The organism is Symplocastrum torsivum (assembly GCF_059505465.1).
The window spans coordinates 35,514-60,794 of record NZ_JCACKQ010000023.1; the positions used below are offsets into that span (position 1 = coordinate 35,514).

Here is a 25,281-nt window from a genome sequence, read left to right on the forward strand (position 1 = left end):
ACTTCAATATGACGTGGTTCTTTCTCAAACACTCGTTTTTGAAAGCCTTGACTAACCCACAGCAACTTCAACTCAGGCGGCTTTCATAAACCTGTTACATTAAGCCATCAAAAAGTCAGCCGTTTTTGAAAGAGTAATGGTGGGCATTACGCAAACCATGCAATGAACTGCACTTCTGGTATTTTACAGTCAGTGAACTGCACTTCTGGTACAAAACTTGTGTTCATCGCAGCTTGGAAAGCCTATTTTTCCGTGGATTATGATGAAGTCCTCTTCTGAAAATGACAGGTACAGGGGGTGGGTCAGTCTTTCTCAGAGACGACCTGTTTAGAGAGTTGCAACAGCCACATCGTGATAGACTTCAGGCGAAATCCCGTGGCACGAATTGCAACGGCTGTCCCCTGTTACGGCGTTCAAAAAATTCCCAGGTACGAGCGCGTCCGTATACTAGGTAAATAAAAAAAGCGAACATGAAACACCTTGAAGGCAAAGTGACATTGGTCACAGGTGCAACACGGGGGATTGGTAAAGGAATTGCGATTGGACTCGGTGAGGCAGGTGCAACCGTATACATCACAGGTCGCACTCAAGAGAGTTCCAACTCTGGAGATAACATCTCAGGGAGCCTGAGTGAGACACAATTAGCTGTTGAGGAAGCTGGTGGTGTATGCCTTCCCGTCTATGTAGACCACAGTTCGGACGAGCAAGTGCGTTTGCTGTTTGAGCGCATCCAAGACGAGCAGGGACAGCTTGACTTGTTAGTCAATAATGTTTACTCAGGGGTACAAGCACTGGGTAACGCTAATGGGAAGCCTTTCTGGGAGAGCGAACCGAGTTTTTGGGATGCTTGTAACAATGTTGGTCTTCGCAGTCACTATGTTGCCAGTGTTTTTGCTGCCCGCCTGATGACGGCACATCAGCAAGGACTCATTTGCACTATCTCCTCATGGGGGGGGCTGTCTTACATTTTTGGTGTTCCCTATGGTGCAGGCAAAGCCGCCTGCGATCGCTTAGCGGCTGAAATGGCTGTCGAACTCAAACAGCATAACGTTGCTTCGCTCTCAATCTGGCCTGGGATTGTTGGTACTGAACACATTTCCCGTTTGGCTGCCGAAATGGATGAAAGCCGTGCGGCTGACCCACAAACCTCAGCGATCAGGGAGGGCTACAACTGGGAAACTCCTTTGCTAACAGGACGAGTCATCGCGGCGTTGGCAGCCGACCCAACTGTGATGCGTCGGACAGGTCGGGTGCAGATTGTTGCCGAACTGGCTCAACACTATGGACTGGTAGATCAGAACGGCGAGCTTCCTGTATCCTTACGCTCTCTCCGTTTCCTACTTCCATTTGCATTGCCCTTCTTGAGAAAGTACGCTGGGCTGGTTCCTAATATAAAGGTGCCTTGGTCACTGCTACTACTAAATGCACTCAGTTCACCTAAAATTTGATCCAAGCGATAAGAGGGAGCTTTCGATATGACCCAGCTACGCGAGGCAGTGGTGCTGATTACGGGTGCAGCCGGTGGCTTCGGACAGGAACTAACCCAACAGTTATTGATGGCAGGTAGCCGATTAATCCTAACCGATCTAGATAAAGCTGTTCTACAGCAACGGGTTGAATTGATTCAGTGCGAAGTCACAACAGGTGAGGTACTCTCCTTGGCTTAATTTAATTGGCTGAGCGATCGCTTTATCTATGACAGCGCTAGGCGTGGGTTGTTCTTCGATGCCGATGGTACAGGCTTTTGTCAGGCAATCCAAGTCGTTATTTGACTCACCAGTAGACAGGCACCACCTGATTGCGGTAAATCATGGAGAAGAACGAAATTCCCCATGAAAATCGACCGACACGGCAAAGCAAAGATTCTTACTCAAGCTGAAATCCAGTTGCTTTTTAGCAAGGGTTTGCCAACACAACGCGATCACGCTTTGTTCGGCATCTGCCTATTCTGTGCTTGTCGGATTAATGAGGCAGTTACGCTGCAAGTTGCTGATGTCTATGCACCTAATGGACAGGTTAGACCTGAACTAATTATCCGCAAAGGGAGTACGAAAGGGAAGCTTGCTACACGTACTATCCCGGTTTTTGAAGACTTGCGCTCGCTGCTCACGAGTTACCAAGCGCCAAATGAGTGCCTCTATCTGTTTCCAGGGCTTGACGGTCACAACCCTATAAATGTGGACTCCGCTGCGAGAGTCTTTAAAAAAGCTTGCTTAAGAGTTGGCATTTATGGAGCATCAACTCACAGTTTAAGACGCACGGCATTAACCCAGATGTCAGATGCAGGCATCCCTTTGCGAATTGTCCAAGAAGTCAGCGGTCACAGGAACTTGAGTCAGCTTCAGAAGTATTTGGAGGTCAGACCTGACCAAGTGCGAGGGGCGATCGCCTCATTGGCAATGATTTCTCCTGTGGGGAATCCGTCACAGAAACCGGGAGAGAGTGACGGGAAATGCACCTTTTCCGACACCCCACAACAGCACAAGACTACAAAGTAATCTTACCTCACACTAGCCAGCGACGACAGAAAGGCAGTCCGACAGCAAGCGCTTGGCACGTTGGTACAAGCCGCCGGATACGGCGATCGTCAAGGCTCGGCTACAGATCGACCGGGAACTGGCAGTTTCTTAAATACGAGGAGTTGTAGGGTGGGTTTAATGCTGAAGCTTTTCGGTGTCGTAGTTGAACGGGGCGCGTTCGCAATAACGATCGAGTAATCCTAGATGATAAGCAGCGTGCAGCCGACTTATGGCATCGGATTGCTGAATATGTCCCCGCGACCATCGATAACTGGACGGTGGGCGGGCTGAATGAGCGCCTCCGATTCTACCGCTACGACCCCGGTCAGCGCTTTGCACCACATGGGGATGGTTCATAAATGATCTACCTCAGCGATGGGTTTGAAGGGGGCGACACTCGCTTCTATATTCACCAGCACTATCTTGCATTACTCGAAAAAGAGGCGGTACCCGATGTATCCGTAGTTCCCAAAAACGGTATGGCTTTGTGCTTCCGCCATGAGCTGCTACACGAGGGTACTCGCGTCATTCGAGGGAGGAAATATGTCCTGCGCTCCGATGTGATGTACTTTTTGAAGCCGAACGGGAAGTGACTGGGCTATGGGATGATTTGGTGTAAGGCGATCGCGCCAAACTACCCCATTTCACCCCAACGTGATCGCACCCCCTTAAACCTCCCGACCTTCCGTTAATATTAACGGAAGGTCAGCTTGGTGCCGCCCCACTTCTGTCAGGCAGTCAGGGTGTAGTGAAGGATATGCAGCAAGACCTAACGGCTGAAAACTCAGTGACGGCGGGAGGAAAAGCAACCTCTCGGCGCCAGACACTACCCCGCCGTTCGTTATAGCGCCTTGTTAGGCTCAGTGACCCGACAATGGAGGTGGACAGATTTCCAGGGTTTGAATCAAGCCATGCTCAATGGTATAACGATGACCAACGTGCTCATCGGCAAGCACAGCTCCGGTCAGGTCGTGCACGACCTGATGCACCTCGACCAACACCTGCCCAGCATCTTCCGGGTAAAAGGCAATCGGCTCGACGTGTGGATTGATCTCGCTCCACTGCTGGGTCCAGTAAGCGCGGACTTCTTCAGTCCCACGAACAAAGCCGCCTTTGAACGCCTTCGGCCAAGCCACGTCGGGAGTCATGAGGGCGAGGGCGGCATCAATATCTCGCGCGTTGAAGGCAGCATACGCTGCGCGTATCAGTTCAATTTCTGGTGCAGATTTCTCTGGCATAAGAGGTGTGGTGAAGTACATGCAGCAGGGCTTAACAATTCTTATGCAGAACGCTTCCGCAGAAGATCCCGCAGCGGGTATATAGGCTGAATGATTCTGTGCAATACCATAAAACCTTAATGTAGCGTTTATGCCGACTCTTTCCGCATAATACGCTCGCTGAAGGTGATTTACAGGTTTGATAGCTTGACTCCGAGGAAGAACGCGATCGCACCCGCGCTGCTGCGTTAGCGAAGCGACATTTTTAAACAATCCTGATCGAGAGAGTTTTTCTGGAATCAGGAATCAGTTTCATCCATAAAAACTCAGTGTCCCTCGTAGCAACACCTGAAAGCCTCAATCAGTTTGGTTTTTTTGCCGTCAACAGATTAGCGCTCTTTCATCAGTCTCGGAAAAATCAACGAATTTTCGCCATTTCAGCCAACGAGAAATCAAGGTTTCACCCCAGAGTGACGGAAGAGGAGGGGTGAAAACCTTAATAAATACTATGAGCAAGCCGAGCGTTTCAGTGCTCGATTGCACCGTTCTCGACCAATTTCTACCTCATCATCGACTCATTACTCATGTCTATTCAAGCTAAATTTTCTAGCAGATTTATTCGATTAATGTCCCTCAGCCTGACCGTTGCAACACTGGTCTCACTAGTGGGACAGATTCCGGCTCAAGCGCAAACCACTTTTTCAGATGTACCGTCAGATTATTGGGCAGCACCATTCATTCAAGCACTCGTCGAGCGCGGTGTGATTCGCGGCTTTGCCGACGGTAGCTTTCGTCCCGACGAGCCGATTACTCGTGCCCAGTTTGCCATCTTGGTCGGGCAGGCATTCGAGCGACCAACTGTTCGCAGTGCCGTTCGTTTTCGTGATGTGAAGAGCAGCTATTGGGCCGCCAGCGCCATCCAAACCGCTTACACCGAAGGCTTTCTCAGTGGTTATCCTGGCAAAGTCTTTAACCCAGCTCAGCCCATGCCCCGCGCTCAGGTTTTAGTCGCTCTGGCGAGCGGTCTACAGTTTAAGCCGAATGGAACCAATGCCAGCGTGATCGGTGGCTTCCGTGACTACAATTCAATTCCTTTTTATGCCCTTGATGGTGTGGCGGCGGCGACCTTCCGCGACCTCACCGTGAACTACCCCAACATTGATTTTCTCAATCCCAATCGCGCCGCGACCCGTGCTGAAGTCGCCACCTCAATTTATCAGGGTCTGGTCGCGACTAGCCGTGCTCCCGCTCTAGAGTCTCCCTATATTCCCTAAGCCAGGGCAAGTTTAAGCAGTGCGGCGGGGTGAGCAATCTTGCCACCCACACTCTAGACCCGATACTTACGCAAACTCTATTATTTTTCAGCCTTTTCAAACCATTTATAAGAGGAGATCGCGACGAGTGCAGTCACTAACTTCAGTTGAGTTGGAGGAGCCACTGCCAAGTGAAAAACGTCAGCATTCCCAGCAGGATTGTTAGCAACAGATTTTTTGTCCGATAGCCAACAAGAATCGCGGCGGCTGCCCCAATCAATCGAGCATTTGTATGACTGAGCATCAGTTCATCACCGGTCGGCATTAGGATGGTCGGCATAGTGATCGCGGTTAAAACAGCAGGAGGAACATAGCGCAGCAAATGCATAAGCTGTGGGGAAAGCTGGATACATCCACTCATTCCAATCAACCCATAGCGGATTGAGAAGGTGATCAGCGCCATCCCGCCAATTAGAACTAGTTCATTCATCGCGAACACCCTTGAGTTTGAGTTTTTCTGTGCTGAATCCGGCGACAACTCCCGCCAGTGCTGCCACGATCAAGCCCAGTTGGTGAGGTAAGGGGTGAGCCAATAGTGACGTAACGCCTGCAACGAGAACCGCCACCAACATGGGCTGAGTCTTGAGGTAGGGAATTACCATGCCGATAAACGTAACGGACATCGCAAAGTCGAGTCCCCAGTTCGCCGCACCCGGTAGCCGTTGCCCGATAGACACACCAACAAGGGTGCACAGTTGCCAATTGCCGTACATCAGCAGAACCGCCCCCAAGTAATACCAATGCTTGTGGAGTGAGGAGTCGTTTTGGCTGTAGCGGGTGATCGCCACAGCAAAGGCTTCATCCGTCAACCAGAAGCCGATGGGAATCTTCCAATGCTGAGGTAAATGCCTGATGTAGGGAAGCAAACTGATCGCGTAAAGCAGGTGACGTAGATTCACAACCAACGTTGTCAGCAAAATCAGCGGTAGAGCCGTTCCCGTTGCCAGTAATCCCACGGCGATGAACTGAGCCGACCCAGCAAACACAAACGCAGACATCGCCAGGGTTCCGGCAACTGAAAGACCGCTCCCAGTTGCCAGCGTTCCATAAATAATCCCAAAGGGAATTGCCCCAACAACCAGTGGAAAAATTGCCCGACTTCCAGCCAAAAACTCGGACAATGGCGTAGGTAAATGGGTTGACAGACAAGAGCGAGTCATCGTGGCTAAAGCTTGAAAACATTTCCAGCCTAGAGAATCTCCATCTGAAAATCTTGTACGTTATTGCCGCATCCCAGCGCGTACTGTTTGGGGGTGACTCCAACCAACCGCTTAAAGTGACGGGTGAGGTGGCTTTGGTCAGTGAAACCCGTATCGGCAGCAACATGGCAGATTGGCAATCCCAGACTCAAGAGCGCTTTGGCATAAGCAACTCGCGTCTGCACTAGATAGGCGTGGGGAGGTAACCCAACATGCTTGCGAAACACCCGCAACAGGCGCAGGGGTTTGAGGTTGGCAACGCCAGCTAGCTGCTCCAGCGAAATACTATGCATGTAGTTGGCTATAAGATAGTCTTGAACTCGCTGAACAATCTGGCGCTCTTTCTCTAACGGTGCAATGTGGGAGCGACACTGTGCATACCTCGCGAGTAATTGAGCAAGCATCCAAAGAAATCGAGATTCTCGCTCTAACACAGAGGTGGATGTTTCAAGTAGGATGTGGAGTTGTCGCAGTTGTGCTGCTAAATGCGGATTCTGAATGACTGGATTGGGAAAATAGGGCAACGTAGGCGATCGCTTAACCAGTTCTGTAGCCGCTTTCTGCACCAGTAAAATCTCTGGATACAGCATCCGGTACGTCCAAACGTTTTGGGTTCCGGTGTGTCCTGTATGAACTTCTCCAGGATGAATAATAACAATGCTGCCCGCAGGTGCTCGGTGAACAGAACCTTGGTAGGTAAATTCCAGAACTCCTGCTTCGACCGCACCAATGGCGTAGCCGTCATGGGTGTGCCGTGAAAACGTTTGAGTCAGATAAGTAGCGCGTAACATTTCCAAGTTATCCAACGCTGGATCGCGCCAAAACTTGGCAGTCTCTTGAGGGCGTTGAGTGGTTAACACAGACTTCAGTTGGGTAATGACGTTTCTGGGCATGGTGGGAGTGATCGCTACTCCGGCTCGCTGATGACATCGCAACAGACAACCTCTCGTGCCGTCCCAACCTTAAATGGGTAGCCTCAGCATCTGTCATTCATCCTGAAGTGTCTTGTACGTTTTTGCAGCAGCGAGCGCTCTCACCCACCTGGCGTTTCTAATACGGAGCGATCGCTTCGTATACAAAAGCTCTAGAGTTCAGAAAGCGAGTCAGAAACTAGCTGGTGTAGCCTTTAAACTAATAACATCAAACGTGGAACCGGCTCAAATAGAGATATATTTATGGCTAGCATTCCTCGCTCAAACACTCCAGCTCTTGTTCAGCTGTTACAGTGGGTATTTAATCCCTTAGGGTATATGAGGACGAACTTTCAGCGGTTTGGCGATTGTTTCCAAGCTGAAATTTCTCCGGTTAATCCAGAGCCTCTTATCCTGCTCAACCACCCGGAAGCCATACAATATGTTCTTACTCATGACAGCACTAAGGAGATTACATCTCCTGGCGACGTCAACATTTTAGCCAAGCCAATTTTCGGTGAAAACTCGCTGATTCTCCTCAACGGCAAGCAACATCGGCGACGGCGACAGTTAATTATGCCACCGTTTCATGGCGAACGGATGAAAGCCTATGGTGACTCGATCTACACGATTGCTCGTGAGGTGATGGCAACTTGGGAAATTGGCAAACCTTTTTACGTCCGGGATGCCATGCAGCAAATCACGATGCGAGTGATTTTACAGGTAGTGTTTGGGCTTCATGAGGGCGAGCGCTACAGACGACTTGAACGCTTGTTGGCTGAGAGACTCAATCTGATTACCACTCCTGTCACCTCAATCTTGGTGTTCTTCCCACAACTGATGCTCGACCTCGGCTCTTGGAGCCTAGCTGGAAAAGTGCGGCGACTGATTCAAGAGACAGATGATCTGCTCTATGCTGAAATTCGAGAGCGAAGGGCTGAGCCTAACCCGGAGCGGAAAGATGTACTGTCACTACTACTCAGCGCACGAGACGAAGAGGGACAAGGGCTTACAGATGCCCAACTGCACGATGAACTCATAACTTTGCTAGTAGCTGGACACGAAACGACCGCTACGGCACTCGCTTGGGCATTCTATTGGGTTCACCGCTTACCTGAAGTCCGACATAAGCTGATGGCAGAACTGGCGGCTTATCGAGACACCCCTGACCTGATGGCGCTTGCCCGACTTCCCTACCTCACCGCCGTCTGCAATGAAACGTTGCGGATTCATCCGGTAGCCCTAGTAACGCTGCCACGCCGGGTGGAAAAGTCGATGCAAATTCAAGGCTATGACTTGCAACCAGGTATGCTGCTGATGGGTTGTATTTACCTGGTTCATCACCGAGAAGACTTATATCCAGACTCTCATAATTTTCGTCCCGAACGTTTCATCGAAAGGAATTATTCTCCCTATGAGTTTCTGCCCTTTGGTGGTGGAGTTCGCCGTTGCATAGGGGCAGCCTTAGCGATGTATGAAATGACGTTGGTTCTCAGCACCATCCTCAACGAGTGCGAGTTGGAACTGTTAGAAACCCAGGAAGTCAAACCTGTACGTCGAGGTGGAACCCTAGCACCAAGTGGTGGAATTCGCATGTGCAAAGTTGGTGAAAGCCCGCATCAGGTTTCTGCACGCACAGTAGCACCAACAGCTGTTTAAACGCCGGGAATATCGTCATCTGTGCGATCAGCTTCGAGTAAAGCCGTAGGCGATCGCTAGTTCTGCCTAACGTTCCCCGTGGTGCTTTCATGAAAGCACCACGGGAGGAGTGTCTCCTTGCTTTAGCCTTATCAGTTTTCTCATCCGGGCTAATTCAGTTTCCTCGTCGTGATCGCGCCACTCTCACTTTTTGTGACCTTCCGTTAATATTAACGGAAGGTCAAGGTGGGACAACCTGTCGTCAGGTGCGATCGCAACAAGAATTCGTGTCGTGATCGCAAAGTCGCTCTACTGCAAGATTGCAGAGAAAGTTGGCTTAACGACCTATCATCAGCTCAGATGTTGAGTTTCAGAAGTGTCAACCGAATCTACGGCAAGGGGCGAAAGTACTCACTCTAGTTGATCTATCAGTGATTGTGAGCGTGTTCAAACTCATAAACATAGAAGAGCCGACTGAATTTCTTAAGCAGGTATCCTACTATTGCCAATAGGATTGCACTCAATAGCGCTAACCCAAATCCCGCAGGAGGGACAACAGTTAAGAAAGATGTGGCTGTTTGTTCTAGAGGCGCTGCCGCTACCTTTATCGCCACAGCTCGTGCATCCACCATCACGCCTAGACCAAAACACACCACCGCCGCCACATAAGCCAACACAGAAAGACGGTTAATAGTTTTCAGTGCCTCCTGACAAACCTGGCAATGTTGAGTATGGGTTGCCCAGACATCAAACAATTTCTGCTTGTCTCGCTCGGCTGATGGAAGTTCCGAATTACATCCTGAATCCCAAGGGATACCGCCCCCAGCTCTTTTTGAGAGCCATTGACGAAAGGCAATCACCATCTTGTCTTGGGGATTGGGTGTATAGACAGCATCCAGCCATCTGTCCTTGCCCCGTTTGGCTAAAATCTTCTCCTGGTAATGGAGAAACACCGCATCCTGATGCAGGAACAGAGATGCCAACACATGACCTAACCAGGTCGGCATCGGTAGCCCAAAGAATCCCACACCTGGCGGCTGTTTCCCTGCCTCATTCTTGACTAATACCTGGCATCCGATATGACGGCACCATCCAGGACGGGTTGGGCTGGCATATAAAGCGAGGATGAGCTTGCCGCCATCCTTAAAAGTTGAGACAACTCTCATGTGACAGGGCGGTTGAAAGTCGTGAACCTTTTGCTTGAGCATTGGAGCAACTGGTGTGATTTCAAAGGAGAAACCTCCCTGAGTAGACATCTCCCGGACTCGAATCATGTCGTAGTACTTGGCATCCTTATATCGGCTGCCCATAATTCCATGATGGGAGACGGGCACATGCGCTGGGTCTGCCACATTTTCCATGAAAAAGTCCCATCCATAAGGAAGGTCACGGACATTCCAAAAGAGCTGCACTACCCTATCCGAGTCCTCCTCTAGCTCTGGAATAATTCGCGGTATCTTTAATTGACTTTCAACTTGTGCCTCTTGACCTGAGGATGCCCATACCCACAAAAGACCTTGACGTTCCTGCGTCGGATAGACAACAGCACAGGACTGTTTGTTTGAGCAGTGCTTCGCCTCAGTCTGCTGATCTTTAGATTGGGGAATGCTGACGCAGTTCCCCTTAGAATCAAAGCGCCAAGCGTGGTAGGCACATAAAAGGGTGCCATCCGACTCAACGCGACCTTCCGAAAGTGGGGCGAGTCGATGGGGACAAAAATCTTCAAAGCAACGCCATTGACCAGAGCCATCCCGCCACAAGACAATATCCTTTCCTAGCAACTGCATGGCTAGGGGACGAGATGGGTCTAAGAAATCTACAACGGCTACTGGATACCACTGCTTTGTCCATTGGAAGAGTTCTTTCTCTTCCTCGGAAGATTGTTCAACAGCGTCATGTGTATCCCCTTGCAGACTAGTCTGGGTCGTCACAGGTACTCCTTAGTCTTTCTCGCTCGCCTGAGCTTGCTCAATAAGTTTTAATATAGGCGTTTTTCCAGGTAACGTTAGGGCGGCTGGGTTGGAAAACTAGCAGAGCTTCCTTAGATTGAGTCATTAGCTGAAGCGAAATCAATGGCAATAACGGTGGCGTGGGGGTCAATAACGGCTTCTGGGACTTGGATTGTTAACTCACCTAGGGGGTTGGGATTCATGATCGAGTCCGCGATCGCGCAACGGGTAGTGTAGTGAAGTTCCGTCCCGTCAGCTAGAACGCGCACAGATTTAACGTGTTTAATCGGCACGCCCCGCACTGAGATGGTGTCATAGGGCTTCATCAGTAAGTGCAAATAAATGCGATCACCCCTCCGCGTGGAAGACCCGTAGAATTGCCACGGTTCTAGTCCTGGCTGAGTGCCAATAATACTTTCTTGATTGTTAGACATCCAGGCTTCCATCACAGCTAAGCGCTCAAGTAACTCCGGCTGAATTTGACCGTCACCCATCGGGCTAACGTTCAACAACAGGTTGCCACCTTTGCCCGCTACTTCACACAGTGTATGGATTAACTGACGTGCTGACTTGAAATGGCGATCAGATGCGTTGTAGCCCCAGCTTTCATTGATAGTCATGCAAGTTTCCCAGGCTCGCTTAGATGGTTGGGGGGGAATGAATTGTTCTGGGGTGTCAAAGTCACCGAATCCGGGTAAGCGATCGTTGATTAGAATCTCCGGTTGCAAGGAACGAATCAGCTCGTTAAGCGCTGATGCCTGCCATTGTTCCGGTGTGCGCTCCCATGCCCCGTCAAACCAGAGAATGTCAATTTTGCCGTAGTTGGTCAGGAGCTCCCGCACTTGCCCAAACATAAACGGGATGAACCGCTCCCACTGTTCGGGGGTAGGCTGACGAGACTGACCAAAAACATAAGGTTTATCAGCTTGTGTAAATGCCGGGTAATCGGGATGATGCCAGTCAATTAATGAGAAATACAAGCCAATGCGAATTCCAACTGAGCGCATCGCCTCAATGAATTCCCGCACAAGATCTTTGCCGTAGGGCGAATGCTGGATGGAGAAGTTTGACGGCTGCGTGTGGAACATCGCAAAGCCATCGTGATGCTTGGTCGTCAGAATAGCGTATTGCATACCCAAGCTTTTAGCGAGACGTGCCCACTCGTTGGGTTCGTAGTTTTGAGGGTTGAAAGTTTTCGCACTGCTGTGATATTCATCAACAGAAATGTCGCTACAAAAAGGCAGGCTGAATACACCACCCACCAAAGGCCAGGACAATTCACAGCCATGCTGAGAACTGTGTCCCCAATGGACAAACATACCTAAACGTGCGGTGTCAAACCAAGTGTTCACAAAATAACTTTGTTAATGCCTCTACAATACCCGATGTTGAGTCTACAGCTTCGTCGCTTGTTCTACTCCGATACCTGTGTATTGGCGAGTCCCTTACATCGAACTTAGGTAAAAAGACGGCAGCTATGCGATCACTCATCCTAAAATTCACCAGAACAATATTTCCCAGCCACTCGCAGTATAGCTGCCAAACTTTTTTCTACATCAGCATCCGTTGTTGCCCAAGACGAAACGCTAAGAGAGCATCGCCGTCTGTCCTTGCCAAACGGTACTGCCACACCAACAAGTACCCTCGGCTTGAATATCGGCAATGACCCGATGAGTGGTTTTTGCATCTCCAAAGGATACTAAGTACAGGTCACCCTAAAAGGGGTTCGGAATTCACAGTGGCAACAACTACAGGTAATCGCGTACCTAGGGGACGAATTCCGAACCCCATCAATGACGAGTGGTACTAAGGAATAGCGTGTCTATTACACGATCATCCAAATCAATTAGCTTCAGCCATGCTAGCGTCAAGCATTTGCCACGTCATTTCCTGACCTGCCCGTAAGGGCACAAGTCCGAATTCAGTAAATGGCACTTCATCGGGAATGCGCCAGGTCGTTCTGGTCAAGGTAATCTGTTCGGTATTGTGCGGGAGTTGATAAAAATCTGGCCCATAGAAGCTGGCGAAAGCTTCAAGTTTATCGAGTGCATCAACGCTCTCAAAAGCTTCTGTGTATAACTCCATCGCGTGCAGAGCTGAGTAGCAACCCGCACAGCCACAGGAACTTTCTTTGCCATTGCGGGGATGGGGGGCGCTATCGGTGCCAAGAAAAAACTTAGGATTGCCAGAGGTTGCTGCTTGCAAAAGAGCCAGGCGATGCTCCTCACGTTTCAAAATTGGCAGGCAATAAAAATGGGGGCGAATACCACCTTGAAATAGGATATTGCGGTTAAATAACAAATGTTGTGGGGTGATCGTTGCAGCGATGTTGTTCGCAGACAGGACATACTGCACAGCATCTGAGGTGGTAACGTGCTCAAGCACCACGCGCAGGTTAGGAAATCGCTGCTTGAGGGGGATCAAATGTCGCTCGATAAATACCTTCTCGCGATCGAACATATCGACACTTTGATCCGTCACTTCCCCGTGCAGTAGTAAAGGCATGTCTACCTGCTGCATCGCTTCAAAGACGCGATCGCACTTACGAATGTCCGTCACCCCGAAGTCTGAATTGGTCGTTGCCCCGGCTGGGTAGTACTTTACCGCTTTGACAAACTGGGCTTCTTTAGCCTGGATAATTTCTTCGGGGCTGGTGTTGTCGGTGAGGTAGAGCGTCATCAGTGGCTCAAACTGTTTGCCAGCCGGAATCGCTGCGAGGACGCGATCGCGATAAGCCGCCGCATCAGCTACCGAGCGTACTGGGGGCTTCAAGTTCGGCATGACGATGGCACGGGCAAACTGACGCACCGTGTGGGGCAGAACCGCTTTCAGCGACGCACCGTCACGTAGATGCAGATGCCAGTCGTCAGGCCGGGTCATGGTAAGCTTTTGCATCTCTCAATTATAAAACCGCTAGTGCTTTAGCAAGAAAGACACAAGCTAACAACGCCCAGGTACACTGGCTGCTTGAATATTGGCAGCACTTGGGATGATACACCGCTTTCTACAGATGTGCGGGAAAGTGCATCTCGGGCTATTAAGGCAGCTCTGGAAGCAGACATTACCCTGTTTGTTTGACCATGCAGATATTTATACGCGGGGCAAGTCAGAGCCGGTGTTTGGTGATGTGCTCAAAGCCTCGCCAGGTCTGCGTGAGCAAATTGTGCTTCAGCGGATCTGACACTTAATATATAGTTCTGCCGATGTGTGCAGCTTGTATAAAATTTGAACAGATGATTCCAGCCTGGGCACTCAGCCTAAAAATTTGTAACTCGTCTGCATATTTTTGAATATTGACAAACACTATGAGATTGTCGTTTCTCAGGGTTCACAAATCAATAGCTTCTTTCCCAGAAACAGAACTACCTAATTTTGTGGTTCTCACAGGGGTGAATGGTGCAGGGAAGAGTCATCTGCTAGAGGCAATTGAAAATGGCTCAATGCAAATTGACGATATTGTAGTAAACAATCAGACACGTCCGATTCGTAGATTTGATTGGACAAACCTCATTCCACAAGATACAGGTGCTTTCGCACCTTATGAAATCACTCAAGAAAGATATAATTTTTGGAATGAACTTTCTCAGTATATAAAAGAATATCGACCTCAAATTTCTCAAACTCTTCAGCAATTGAATCGATTTGATTTAGACAAACTTGAGATAAGTGAGCTCATAAGTCTCACACCAGAAAAACTAATTTTAACAGGTAGTACTCCAGAGCAAGCAAATCAGATTATCCAAGCAATTCAGAGTGCCACTTCTAGTGCAACTCAAAATGTAGCTGCTAGATTTACACAAAATGATCCTAATAATAGATCACGACTAGTTAGCCTCTTTCAAAGAAATACTAATAAGCCCTTTATTGCTTTTGAGGAAAATGATTTTTATGAGCACTTTCCCAGCAGTTGGCAACCTATTGATATGTTTCAACAATCATTTAGTCGTCTCTTTGCTAACTATCAAAGCAATTGGCTCAGAAATCGAATTAGGTATGTTGCGAATCACGATGGTGAATCCGTCACTTTTTTGACTGATGAGGAGTTCGTGGATAGGTATGGTGAACCACCTTGGGATTTTGTAAATAGTGTTCTTGAAGCAGCAAATCTCGATTTTAGGATTAACCATCCACCGAAATATGATGATCGACCTTACGAGCCAATTCTCACTGATAAAATAAGGAACTCACAAGTAAAGTTTAACAATCTGTCTTCAGGCGAAAGAGTATTAATGTCTTTTGCATTGTGTCTCTACTATGCAGGAGATCGTCGTCAAATCGTAGATTATCCAAAGATTCTATTATTCGATGAGATTGATGCACCTTTACACCCTTCAATGACTCAATCTCTTTTAAGTACTATTCAAGATGTTTTGGTCAATCACCATGGGATTAAGGTGATTCTAACTACACATTCACCTTCCACAGTAGCTCTTGCTCCAGAAGAATCTCTGTACGCGATGTATAAGACTGATCAAAGACGGATGCAGAAGACTACGAAAGATAAAGCTTTGTCCATTTTGACTACTGGGGTTCCAACCTTAAGTATAGATTACGAGAATCGTCGTCAAGTGTTTGTCGAAAGCCATTACGATGTTCAGTTCTATGAACGATTGTATGAAAAGCTAAGAGAGTATTTGATACCCGAAGTGTCACTTAACTTCATTGCATCCGGAGCAAGAGGAAACGGTAATTGTGAGCAAGTAAAAGACATTGTTAATAAACTGAAAAATGGAGGCAGTCGAACAGTCTACGGGATTATTGACTGGGATTTAACCAATTGTGGCAACGAGCGCATTAAAGTTCTTGGTAAAGGAAACCGTTATAGCATCGAAAATTATATTCTTGATCCAGTTCTTGTTGCAGCTTTCCTTTTGCGAGAAAAGTGGATAGAACGAAGTGCCATTGGACTTAGTATGCATGAAAACTATACTAACTTTGTAACTTTTGATAGTACTCGGCTTCAAGAGGTAGCTGATTTCGTAGTAAATAAAGTAAAACCTCATATACTTCCAACAATCGAAGATGACAAATTGTTATGTCAATACCTCAGTGGGCAAGTCATAAGCTTGCCCAAATGGTTTCTTCATACCCAAGGACATGATTTAGAAACAACTCTGAAAAATGCCTTTCAAGAGCTGAGGCGGTTTCAAAAAGAATCTCAATTGAAATTGGAGATCATCGCGAAGGTGATTGATGATGTGCCGTCCCTTATTCCATACGATTTTGTATGTCTGTTGAAAGAAATCCAAAACATTCAATAGGTTAAAGGTCGTGCCAATCGTATACTTAATCAATAAATCTGCCTGCTTCGCTTGGTGTACTCGGGTTTTTGGAGCCGGGGCGGACAAGAGCGCAGTCGCTTCCATACCCATGTCTAGCCTCTATATGAGGAAGGATGTTGACGAGGTAGCCACATCTTTAAAGTAAAAAAAGTAACACTCTCTCACAGTCATGCCAGAAGGACCAGAAGTCAGACGGTTTGCCGATGCCTTGAATCAGGCACTTTGGGGCAAACCCATCGTGTCACTCTTGGCACGGACAAAGACAGCAAAAGTTTGGGAAAAAGAGCATCCAGGTGTCTTACTCAACAAGCGTATCGAACGAGTCCTCTCGCATGGCAAGCACCTAGTCGGCTTAATTGAAGGTGGTTACTACTTCCACTCCCATCTGATGATGTGGGGAAGTTGGGCAGTTTTAGACAATCCACCCCAAGAAATAGATCGCCGCGAGCGATCGCGTATTGTCGTACCCGATGCCTGCGCCATTCTTTACTCTGCACCCATTTTTGATTTAGGCACGGGCAATCCCTTTGAAATTGTCGAAAACTTACGCACTCTCGGTACAGATATCCTACCCTATCCAGACGAAAAGCCCTTCGATGCACCTGAGTTCCTGCAAAAGCTGGTGACACCCGAAAATAGCGATCGCGCCATTGGTGCTGCCTTACTCGATCAACAGATTCTTGCCGGAATTGGGAACTACCTGAGAGCCGAAATACTATTTGATTGTCGCCTCGATCCGTGGCGAAAAGTTGCCGATTTGACAGCATCGGAACTAGAACGCCTAATTCATTCAATTCCCTTAATGGCTCAACGCGCCTACGCTACAGGCGGCTTCACCGTATCAGATGAAGCGCGTTCACATCTTATTAATAACCCCTCCCTTGTCTACACACCTGGAAGCGAGTACGGCACAAGGCACTACGTTTTTCGCCGCACTAACCTGCCGTGTTTAGACTGTGGCGGCACAATCCGCCAACTTCGTCAAGTTACTAGAGCAGATGAAGAAGGAGAGAAAACCCGAATAATTTACTTTTGCCCTACCTGCCAGGGAACTAACGTAGAGCTGAAAAAAACAAAAAGCAAGCGAAAGGTTGTTGCCACAGGGGAGAACATTATCGAGGTTCAGGCATGACTAAAAACCCCAAGTTGACACGCCCAAACGTCGAAACTGAAACCAACTTTAATCAAAGTCCAGAATTAAATCCTGGAGCCTTCATTGATTTTGCTTCTGTAGCTGAAAAAGTTGGAGCAACAACAAAGCGCTTGACAAAAGCATCGTTACTGGGTAGCTATTTTACCTCACTATCGGATAATGACTTAGTACTAGCTGCACGATACTTTTCCGGTTATATATTTCCCTTACGAGACCAGCGTACTATTAATATAGGTGGAGCGGCTTTGCTGAGTGCGATCGCAGCAGTAAGCGAACAAGAAAAATCAGCCCTTCAAGAACGATTAGTAAAACTGGGCGACCCCGGTGACGTAACGGAGGAAGCGTTTACCAATAATCCACAACGTTCACAGCATCAACCCATTCTCACCCTTGATTCCTTATCAAACCAACTCGAACTCTTAGCAGCGACAACAGGAACCAAACGCAAAACCGAACTGGTTATAGAGTTGTTGAAGATGGCAACACCTCTAGAAGCCAAGTATATCGTCAAGCTGTTAGCAGGCGATTTGCGGATTGGACTGAAAGAAGGTGCCGTTGAAGATGCGATCGCTCGTCTTAACGAAACCGATATCTCCAAGGTACAGTGGGTCAATATGCTAATCGGAGATATTGGCGAAACTGCCTTAATGGCAAGGCTTAAGAAACTTGACGAAGCCCAAATGCGACTATTTCACCCGATTAAATTTATGTTGGCAACTCCCGCCGACGATTTAACAGAAGTAGCCAAACAAATGCCTGCTGGATTTGCGGTTGAAGACAAGTATGACGGGATTCGCGCCCAAGTTCACATTGCCCCTTACTTAGAGGAAGATAACTCAATTCTCCACGGCACAGTTTGCAATGGTAAGGGTGTTGCTATTTTCTCCCGGACACTCGATGAAATTACCGCCAGTTTTCCCGATTTAATCGAACCGCTTGCGGCTATCAACTTAGCCTCAAAACATAGCGATGAAGCAGCCGATTTAATTTTAGATGGAGAGATTGTACCCATTCAAGGAGAACGCATCCTCCCCTTTCAAGAACTGCAAAAGCGACTGGGACGCAAAAAAGTTTCAGACGAATTACTTGCCGCTGTTCCTGTTGCTTTCATTGCTTACGATGTCTTGTATGCGTTTGGGCGAGTTCTGATTAACGAACCCTTTGCCAAACGGCGAAATATTCTTGAATCACTTCACCTCGATACTCAAAGAGTACGCTGTGGACTTTCCCAACAAGTCAGCGATATTTCCGGCTTAGATGCAGAATTCACCGCTGCAAGAGCCAGAGGAAATGAAGGCTTAATGGTAAAAGATTTGAATTCAACCTACAAACCCGGTAGAAGGGGACGTGATTGGTTGAAAATCAAACGTGCAATGGCAACACTGGATGTTGTTGTTACAGCCGCCGAGGTGGGGAGTGGCAAACGGCATCGTTTCCTCTCGGACTATACCTTTGCCGTCCGCCAAAGCGAAACCGAGCCAACGCTGTTGAATATCGGTAAGGCATATTCAGGGTTAACCGATGCCCAAGTGGCTGAACTTTCCGATTGGTTTCGCGCCCATACCTTGCAAGAATTGGCGCATGGTAAGGTGTGTATCGTGGAACCGCACATTGTCCTGGAAGTGACGTTTGACCGTGTGCAAGCATCTTCGCGACACAATAGTGGTTATGCACTGCGGTTTCCTCGCATTGTGCGCGTGCGAAATGATAAACCTCCTGAAGAAATTGACACCCTGGAGACGGTTCGCCGTTTGGCTCAAACGCTGTCTGCTGAATCTGCAACGCAGGAGTCTGAAAAATTTGTTGATTCTGCCGCACCATTGGAGATTCCCCATAGGAGAGAAACTGATGTTATTCAGTTGGAAAACGATACTAATCAGACACCAACGCTTGAAGCCGCGTGTGAAGCATTTAAGGCATTTGTGGATGGTATCGAACGCGATAAGTCTGTCGGAGTGCTGCACGACTCGGATGCAGATGGGGTGACGGCGGGAGTTGTGTTGCAGCTAGCGTTGTCACGCGCTGGGTTTGAGAATGTGAAGCTTGTTGCACCAGATCGCGATCGCAATGCCTGGACACCTGCAAACCGAGAACGAGCGATTGCTGCTGCACTCGATAGTTTATTCGTTCTCGATTTGGGCAGTCAATCGGAACCCGTGATTGCTGGCGTTCCCACCTGCTTTATCGATCACCATCGTCCAGAAGGGGTTCCGTCCGGTGATACTTTGATTAGTGCTTACACCTGGGAACCTATCCCCAATACATCACTACTCGTTTGGGAGTTGTGTTCGTCTCTGACAGATGTAGCAGATTTAGATTGGATTGCTGCAATTGGTATAGTTAGCGATTTAGGTGAAAAAGCTCCGTTTGAGATGCTGGCAGTTGCAAAGAGTCAGTACACTGCCAAGTATTTAAAAGAAGCATCTGCTCTGATTAACGCGGCACGGCGTGCTTCTCAGTACCATCCAGAGGTGGCAGTAAGGGCATTGCTGACTCATGATAATCCGCGATCGCTGGTTAACTCAAACACAGAAGACGTTGAACAATTACGGATAGCGCGGAAAGAAGTGCAGGTAGCGATGGAACAAGCAAAGAAAGCCGCACCCGTCTTTTCTGGAAATGTCGCCTTAGTGCGGATTAACTCACCTTGTCAAATCCATCCACTGATTGCCCAAAGCTGGCGCACTCGATTGCCCAAGTATATCGTCATGGTTGCGAATGAGGGATATATTCCTGGGCGCGTTAACTTCAGCATGAGAACTGCATCGGGAATCAATGTGCTTGACTTTTTGAAAAATGTGGACTTGCCGCCTGGAGAAGGAAGCTACGGTCACGGACATGATAGTGCATCTGGGGGCAGCTTGCCTGTTGAGCGATGGAATGAGTTGCTAACTTCGCTTGGGTTTGAGATTACCTGAAAGACTTGGCACGTCATGCGAGCGACGGATTGCCCACGCTTGAGGAGTTGGAAGTCATGGACGATGAGGCGATTATCAAGAGTTTAACGCGGGTCAACTTCGTGGTACTTGTGGCGAAGTTTGGAGCCAAAACCGCAGCCAGTCTGAGGACTCCTACAAATACGTTTCCTAAACCTAAATATCTTATGCAATCCCTAGATGAGCTAAGCCAGGATCGTCACTTGGCAAGAGTTTTCAGCCCAGACAGTTCAGATGCCTGTGATTTATGCCTGTGGTCACTTGAAATCAAGAAAGCAGAAACTAGAGAATATCGCCTCTTATATGGTTGGGTTATCCCCAGAATACTTAGGGAGTTAAACACTTGGTCAATTTCTAACTTCCTACCCGAATGGAAGGTCACTCCGTATGCCTATCGAGCGTACCGACTCAATTTTCACCATTGTGGTAAGACGATTTTCAATCTGGTAACGAAACTCTGTGAAGGTTTCTCTTTGCAGGAAGCCTGTCAACAAATTGGAGTTGCTGAGCCTATGAACTCCTCCAATCAACCCCATCCCTGCGGGCAATTTCGTCTGGCAGCATCACAAAGGGAATTAACAAGAACGTTCATCGTTCGACCAGTTATTTTTGTCGAACCCGCATGGTCTCACCTAGCAGTCATTGATGAATTGAAGCCAATTACTAGCCCTAATGAAGTTGTTCCAGCATTTATAGGTTCACTTTGTCGCCTTGGTAAGCTGAATCTTTTCCGAGCAGCCGATGGTACACCATTTCCCCAACACGAAAATTTAGCAAAAAAATGCCTCTCCCACTTGCAGGCGGAAACAGGATTAGCCTTTTGTGACGCAGATAGTAAGCGATTAGGTAATCTCGAATGGCTGTGCTTTCCCTCCGCTGATCGCTACGAAAAAAAACAAGTTCAGGTTAGCTTTGACTCCCCTGCTTACACCGCAACAATTGAAATTCCGCCAGATGTACTCGCAATCGGCGCTCAGGCTACAGTGCGTTGCCGCCTCTGGAACGAGCAGGAGGTTAGTCTCGACTGCCTGAAAACTCTTCAAGTTACGGAATCAGGTGCGTCAGTTAGTTTCACAACTCAGCAGGAAATTACTAAGTATCTCGTTACTATTTGGGTACAGCCAGAACATAGAGACGTAGAGGAAATTTGGTACGAAAGCTCAGCTCCAATCTTCAGACAGGTAAACCTCAATCAAGGTATTAATGGCTTTGAAGGACAACTCGAATCAAATTGGCTCAGAGAATATAGTAAAGCTAAAAAACTCAGCAAGCCAATTAAACAAGCTCAAACTGTTAGGCAAACTCACTATCAGCAACTCAGCCTTGTTAACTATCAACCTGCGCCTTGGATTGTTGAAGGACAACAGATCTACCAGTTTGCGAAACGTCTTTTCTCTAGACCTTCTGGAGGTCTCTTCATCAGAAATGGTTGGGGAGCCAACATGGAGGAGCCTGGAATCTTTACCTTCTTCAAGTGGCTCCAATCGCTGACAGATGACGCATCCATTAGCAAGGTTTTGATTGTCGATCCATACTTTGACGAATCAGGGATCATAGAGGTGATTGCAAGAGCAAGAGCTGCTCAAGCTGAATATGTGGTTCTTGCCAATACCCAAACCAATTCCCAGTACCCCACAGATCCCAACCAACCAAGGGAGCCTCAACGAGCAACGCGGCTCAAAGGAGCTTGTCATAGAGGGGATATTAACTTACTCCTATCTGGTTTGAAGTTTCGGTTACTGGATCTGAGAAGTACAACTGAGAAGAACGATCAGTTATTCCACGATCGCTACATCCTGCTGTTTGACAATCAGGGAAAAGCAAAGACTGGCTATCACCTGTCAAATTCCATCCAGGGAGCGACAAAACATCACCCATTGCTAATCACTCCGATTCCCAGCGATGTACTCTCGACTGTAGAAGCTTATGTCCAGGAATTGCTCAATCCTTCCTCTGACTCCAATAGCAGAATTATTCCACTGTTTTCATCAATTCGCGAACCAAGAACACTGTCCGCTGATAGGAGTTCATTTAAGCTATCCGATATTCCACACGTCAACTTTTTCTTTGCGACCCTTCTGCAAGATGACAGCCTTCTGTCTCTAGATGAAACCGCATTGGGCGATCGCCTCAAAAATTACGGCGATTTAGACGAGGAAAGAAGAAACTTTGAGTTTAGAGAGGAGGATTCCGCTCAGGCAGATTTTTACTTAGGTCAATTTGCTCCAGCTCTCATTACTGCCAGTCCCCCCGATTTCATCAAACTGTGGACTGGACTATGGAGTTGGCTAAATCATACCCCCAACAGCAGTGATTATCTTGATCAAATCATTTCTTCCAGTGGAGAAACCCTTTCATTAAGGCTTAAAGATTTCCTCGTTAAGGCACCAGACCAATTAAACCTTCCCATTGAGTCATTTAAGTCAGACACTCATGCTGAAACTTTGTTGCTTACGGACATGCTGAATGTAGGTTTCCCAGAAGCCATACAAAAATCCGATGAGCTATTGAGATTTGCTGATTGTCGGACTTGGGTTCCTTGCTTGCAGGACAATGGAATCCGCTATGCTGCACAAGTTTTGGCTCAGCTAGACCCAGGAACACTCGTGAGCATAATTACAGAGTTGCAGCAAGCTCTAGCTACAATACCAGAGAATGAGACTGATGCCTCTAAACTTTGGAATCTCAAACATACTCTTGCCTTCATCTTAAAACAGGTCTTTGACGATCTGCTTGTGGCTCGACTTGGATGCAGAGAAAATCCCCCGTTCCTATCGGCTTTATTAGGAAGCGATATTCCGCTGATTCGGGCGATCGCTGCCAACAGTTTCTCTCCCTTATGGAACTCTAGGGCTAAGCCATTGGAAGCATTTACAGCGATTGCAGTTCTAACCTCGTTGGAACAAACGTATACTCTTGCTGAGTGGGGTTTTAACCTAAGAGTCAGGGCAAATCAGAAAAGATATTTAGAAGAAGATGAAGCGTTGGGGCAACTTCTTGTGAAAATATTTAACCAAATGCACGAAGTATTCCCTACAGATATATCTAATGCAGAACTTTCAGAAATCGTTCGTCGTTTGAGCGGCCCCAGCGAGGGAGATTGGGTAGTGTCTACGACCAACGATTTTCTCATCCCGTTGATTAACGATGGTAAGCTGTCGGACGAGCAGGTGGCGGAGCTTTGGCTACCAATCTTATTCAAACAGCTTGAAGCCCATGTTTCATCGCCAAACCGCCAACAAGAAGGTGAAACATTTGAACCTGGTTTAGAGGAGTCAAAAGGTTTTGAGCTGATTCAACTTGGTGCATGGGCGATTGTAAATAACAATGCAGAACACAGGAAAAACTGGCTGGAAAGACTTGAAAATATCCGAAGTAAAGCTCAAGGTGTTTTACGCCAGCCATTTTTACGCTCCCGTCACTACCAAGCTTGGCATAAAGCAAGTATTTGTCTGCTATGGCTAGTCAGCCTAGCCAACCTTCTCGTTCAAGATTATGAAGTAAATATTGCTGAGGGCGAGTACAGAGAAACTGAGTTTCTAGCAAAATGTTTAGAGCAAATTGATGAGACACTAGCTGCCACTCGTGAGGAGAATCCGCTACCAAACAAGAAATGTCTTTGGGAGTTTGTAGCCAACTTCAAACAAAAATAAGCAATTGCAGAGGTAGCTCACACCTACATCTGCAATCGTTAACTGATCGCTCATCCTAAAATTCACGAGAACAATATTTCCCAGCAACTCGCAGCATAACTGCCAAACTCTTTTCCACATCAGCATCCGTTGTTGCCCAAGACGAAACACTGATTCGCATCGCCGTCTGTCCTTGCCAAACCGTACTGCCACACCAACAAGTCCCCTCAGCTTGAATATCGGCAATCACCCGATGAGTGGTTTGTGCATCCCCAAACGACACTAAGACTTGATTCAACACCACATCGTTGAGAATCGGGTAACCAGCCGCTTTCAACTCCTTAGCAAAATGTCGAGCATGGCGACAGGTACGCTCAATTAAGTCTGCCAAACCAGAGCGACCCAATGAGCGCAATGCTGCCCACACTTCAACACCACGCGCACGCCTTGATAATTCAGGAGTATAATCTGATGGATTGCGCTGCTCGCTGACAGTGGGTAAATACTCGGCAGTAATCGCCATTGCCGCTTGCAACGCAGGGGCATCGCGAACAAACGCTAATCCACTATCATACGGCACGTTCAACCACTTGTGAGCATCTGTCGCCCAAGAATCTGCCTCTTCCATACCAGCGGTGAGGTGCGCCAATGATGGTGCTACTGCTGCCCAGAGTCCGAATGCACCGTCTACATGCACCCAGGCTCCTATTTCTTTAGCGCGATCACAAATCGCTCCGACTGGATCGCACGCGCCTGTGTTCACATTTCCCACTTGGGTACAGATAATCGCAGGACGAGTCAGGGGTGGAATGGCGTCCGGACGCATCCGCCCCTGTCCATCAACAGGCACTTTCACGACTCGGCTTCGACCTAATCCCAGCAATCCCAACGCTTTCAACAAGCTTGGGTGTACTTCTTCACTGACGGCAACGGTAATCGGTGGCGCACCGAACAACCCGTCTGCTTCTACATTCCAACCTTCTCGTTCGAGTACAGCGTGGCGGGCGGCGGCTAAGGCGGTAAAGTTAGCAACAGTTGCTCCCGTAACGAAGGCACCACCACACTCGGCGGGGAGATGCAGTACATCGAGTAGCCAGCGCAAAGCTACCTCTTCCAATAAGGCTGTAGCTGGAGTGATGCGATAGAGTCCACAATTTTGATCCCATGCTGCGGCGAGCCAGTTGGCTGCTAAAGCGGCAGGCAGGGAACCACCCGTGACAAATCCGAAGAAGCGGGAGCCTGCCTGTGCCATTGATGCAGGTGAGCCAACTTTATCGAGCAGTTGCAAGACAAGTTCCGGTTCGACAGACTCATTAGGGAGGGGTTCATCAAACTGGATGAGGTTGGCGATCGCTTCCTGGGTTGGCACAACGTTACGAGCGTCCAAGCCTTCAAGATAGCGAATCGCGAATTGGGCCGTTGTTTGCAAGAGTTCTCGCATATCCTCTTCCTTAGATAGCACCGAGCTAAACAATCCCACAAAAAGAGCGTGCGATGGGAGCGCAGCTCTCTTCGAGTCCGCGATCATCTCG

Annotated in this window: 21 protein-coding genes; 11 read left to right on the top strand and 10 right to left on the bottom strand. The window is 48.1% G+C overall.

What is annotated here, in order from left to right:
- Positions 1-470: 470 nt before the first annotated feature.
- From AC5JL3_RS08050 to AC5JL3_RS08060, 3 genes are all read left to right on the top strand, one after another.
- Positions 471-1,448, top strand: coding sequence for an SDR family NAD(P)-dependent oxidoreductase (locus AC5JL3_RS08050; protein WP_496073989.1), 978 nt, complete (start codon positions 471-473; stop codon positions 1,446-1,448).
- A gap of 27 nt (positions 1,449-1,475) precedes the next feature.
- Positions 1,476-1,667: a hypothetical protein gene (locus AC5JL3_RS08055; RefSeq protein WP_496073990.1), complete on the top strand. Its 192-nt coding sequence runs from the start codon at positions 1,476-1,478 to the stop codon at positions 1,665-1,667.
- Positions 1,668-1,832: 165 nt separating this feature from the next.
- A complete protein-coding gene (locus AC5JL3_RS08060; protein ID WP_496073991.1) occupies positions 1,833-2,498 on the top strand; it encodes a tyrosine-type recombinase/integrase in 666 nt (221 codons plus the stop codon).
- Positions 2,499-2,654: 156 nt separating this feature from the next.
- Here the strand turns inward: AC5JL3_RS08060 and AC5JL3_RS08065 are convergent, their stop codons facing one another.
- Positions 2,655-2,876 carry a hypothetical protein gene (locus AC5JL3_RS08065; protein WP_496073992.1) on the bottom strand — a complete coding sequence of 74 codons (222 nt, stop codon included), beginning with the start codon at positions 2,874-2,876 and terminating at the stop codon, positions 2,655-2,657.
- Between the two features lie 2 nt (positions 2,877-2,878).
- Between AC5JL3_RS08065 and AC5JL3_RS08070 the strand changes: the two genes are divergently transcribed.
- Positions 2,879-3,112, top strand: a complete 234-nt coding sequence (locus tag AC5JL3_RS08070) for a 2OG-Fe(II) oxygenase family protein (protein ID WP_496073993.1) — start codon at positions 2,879-2,881, stop codon at positions 3,110-3,112.
- 267 nt (positions 3,113-3,379) lie between these two features.
- Here AC5JL3_RS08070 and AC5JL3_RS08075 read toward each other — a convergent pair whose 3' ends face one another.
- The gene (locus AC5JL3_RS08075; protein WP_496073994.1) at positions 3,380-3,757 is read right to left on the bottom strand and encodes a nuclear transport factor 2 family protein; all 378 of its coding nucleotides are present in this window, start codon (positions 3,755-3,757) and stop codon (positions 3,380-3,382) included.
- Between the two features lie 563 nt (positions 3,758-4,320).
- Here AC5JL3_RS08075 and AC5JL3_RS08080 point away from each other — a divergent pair.
- Positions 4,321-5,010: an S-layer homology domain-containing protein gene (locus AC5JL3_RS08080; RefSeq protein WP_496073995.1), complete on the top strand. Its 690-nt coding sequence runs from the start codon at positions 4,321-4,323 to the stop codon at positions 5,008-5,010.
- A 142-nt stretch (positions 5,011-5,152) separates the two neighbouring features.
- Here AC5JL3_RS08080 and AC5JL3_RS08085 read toward each other — a convergent pair whose 3' ends face one another.
- The 3 genes from AC5JL3_RS08085 to AC5JL3_RS08095 are packed head-to-tail and all read right to left on the bottom strand — an operon-like array spanning position 5,153 to position 7,183.
- Positions 5,153-5,479, bottom strand: a complete 327-nt coding sequence (locus AC5JL3_RS08085; protein ID WP_496073996.1) for an AzlD domain-containing protein — start codon at positions 5,477-5,479, stop codon at positions 5,153-5,155.
- Positions 5,472-6,209, bottom strand: a complete 738-nt coding sequence (locus AC5JL3_RS08090; RefSeq protein WP_496073997.1) for an AzlC family ABC transporter permease — start codon at positions 6,207-6,209, stop codon at positions 5,472-5,474. Before AC5JL3_RS08090 ends, AC5JL3_RS08085 begins: the two co-directional genes overlap by 8 nt.
- A gap of 29 nt (positions 6,210-6,238) precedes the next feature.
- The gene (locus tag AC5JL3_RS08095; protein WP_496073998.1) at positions 6,239-7,183 is read right to left on the bottom strand and encodes an AraC family transcriptional regulator; all 945 of its coding nucleotides are present in this window, start codon (positions 7,181-7,183) and stop codon (positions 6,239-6,241) included.
- 240 nt (positions 7,184-7,423) lie between these two features.
- Between AC5JL3_RS08095 and AC5JL3_RS08100 the strand changes: the two genes are divergently transcribed.
- Both AC5JL3_RS08100 and AC5JL3_RS08105 read left to right on the top strand, forming a co-directional pair.
- Positions 7,424-8,818: a cytochrome P450 gene (locus AC5JL3_RS08100; RefSeq protein ID WP_496073999.1), complete on the top strand. Its 1,395-nt coding sequence runs from the start codon at positions 7,424-7,426 to the stop codon at positions 8,816-8,818.
- Positions 8,819-8,907: 89 nt separating this feature from the next.
- Positions 8,908-9,093, top strand: a complete 186-nt coding sequence (locus AC5JL3_RS08105) for a hypothetical protein (RefSeq protein WP_496074000.1) — start codon at positions 8,908-8,910, stop codon at positions 9,091-9,093.
- Between the two features lie 132 nt (positions 9,094-9,225).
- Here the strand turns inward: AC5JL3_RS08105 and AC5JL3_RS08110 are convergent, their stop codons facing one another.
- The 4 genes from AC5JL3_RS08110 to pyrC all read right to left on the bottom strand — a co-directional run bounded on the left by AC5JL3_RS08110 (position 9,226) and on the right by pyrC (position 13,626).
- The gene (locus AC5JL3_RS08110) at positions 9,226-10,728 is read right to left on the bottom strand and encodes an aromatic ring-hydroxylating dioxygenase subunit alpha (protein ID WP_496074001.1); all 1,503 of its coding nucleotides are present in this window, start codon (positions 10,726-10,728) and stop codon (positions 9,226-9,228) included.
- 110 nt (positions 10,729-10,838) lie between these two features.
- A complete protein-coding gene (locus AC5JL3_RS08115; protein ID WP_496074002.1) occupies positions 10,839-12,098 on the bottom strand; it encodes an alpha-L-fucosidase in 1,260 nt (419 codons plus the stop codon).
- A 140-nt stretch (positions 12,099-12,238) separates the two neighbouring features.
- Positions 12,239-12,433, bottom strand: a complete 195-nt coding sequence (locus tag AC5JL3_RS08120; protein WP_496074003.1) for a hypothetical protein — start codon at positions 12,431-12,433, stop codon at positions 12,239-12,241.
- Positions 12,434-12,588: 155 nt separating this feature from the next.
- On the bottom strand, positions 12,589-13,626 hold the full coding sequence (gene pyrC, locus AC5JL3_RS08125; protein ID WP_496074004.1) for a dihydroorotase: 1,038 nt from the start codon (positions 13,624-13,626) through the stop codon (positions 12,589-12,591).
- A 425-nt stretch (positions 13,627-14,051) separates the two neighbouring features.
- On the opposite strand from pyrC, the gene AC5JL3_RS08130 reads away from it, so the two are divergent.
- The 4 genes from AC5JL3_RS08130 to AC5JL3_RS08145 all read left to right on the top strand — a co-directional run bounded on the left by AC5JL3_RS08130 (position 14,052) and on the right by AC5JL3_RS08145 (position 23,770).
- Entirely contained in the window at positions 14,052-16,007 is a 1,956-nt protein-coding gene (locus AC5JL3_RS08130) for an AAA family ATPase (RefSeq protein WP_496074005.1), read from the top strand.
- 190 nt (positions 16,008-16,197) lie between these two features.
- A complete protein-coding gene (locus tag AC5JL3_RS08135) occupies positions 16,198-17,160 on the top strand; it encodes an Fpg/Nei family DNA glycosylase (protein WP_496074006.1) in 963 nt (320 codons plus the stop codon).
- Positions 17,157-20,099: an ATP-dependent DNA ligase gene (locus tag AC5JL3_RS08140; RefSeq protein ID WP_496074007.1), complete on the top strand. Its 2,943-nt coding sequence runs from the start codon at positions 17,157-17,159 to the stop codon at positions 20,097-20,099. Before AC5JL3_RS08135 ends, AC5JL3_RS08140 begins: the two co-directional genes overlap by 4 nt.
- A 5-nt stretch (positions 20,100-20,104) precedes the next feature.
- Complete coding sequence (locus AC5JL3_RS08145) at positions 20,105-23,770, top strand: VPA1262 family protein (protein ID WP_496074008.1); 3,666 nt, start codon at positions 20,105-20,107, stop codon at positions 23,768-23,770.
- Between the two features lie 55 nt (positions 23,771-23,825).
- Here the strand turns inward: AC5JL3_RS08145 and AC5JL3_RS08150 are convergent, their stop codons facing one another.
- Positions 23,826-25,190: a pyridoxal phosphate-dependent decarboxylase family protein gene (locus AC5JL3_RS08150; protein ID WP_496074009.1), complete on the bottom strand. Its 1,365-nt coding sequence runs from the start codon at positions 25,188-25,190 to the stop codon at positions 23,826-23,828.
- Between the last annotated feature and the right edge of the window lie 91 nt (positions 25,191-25,281).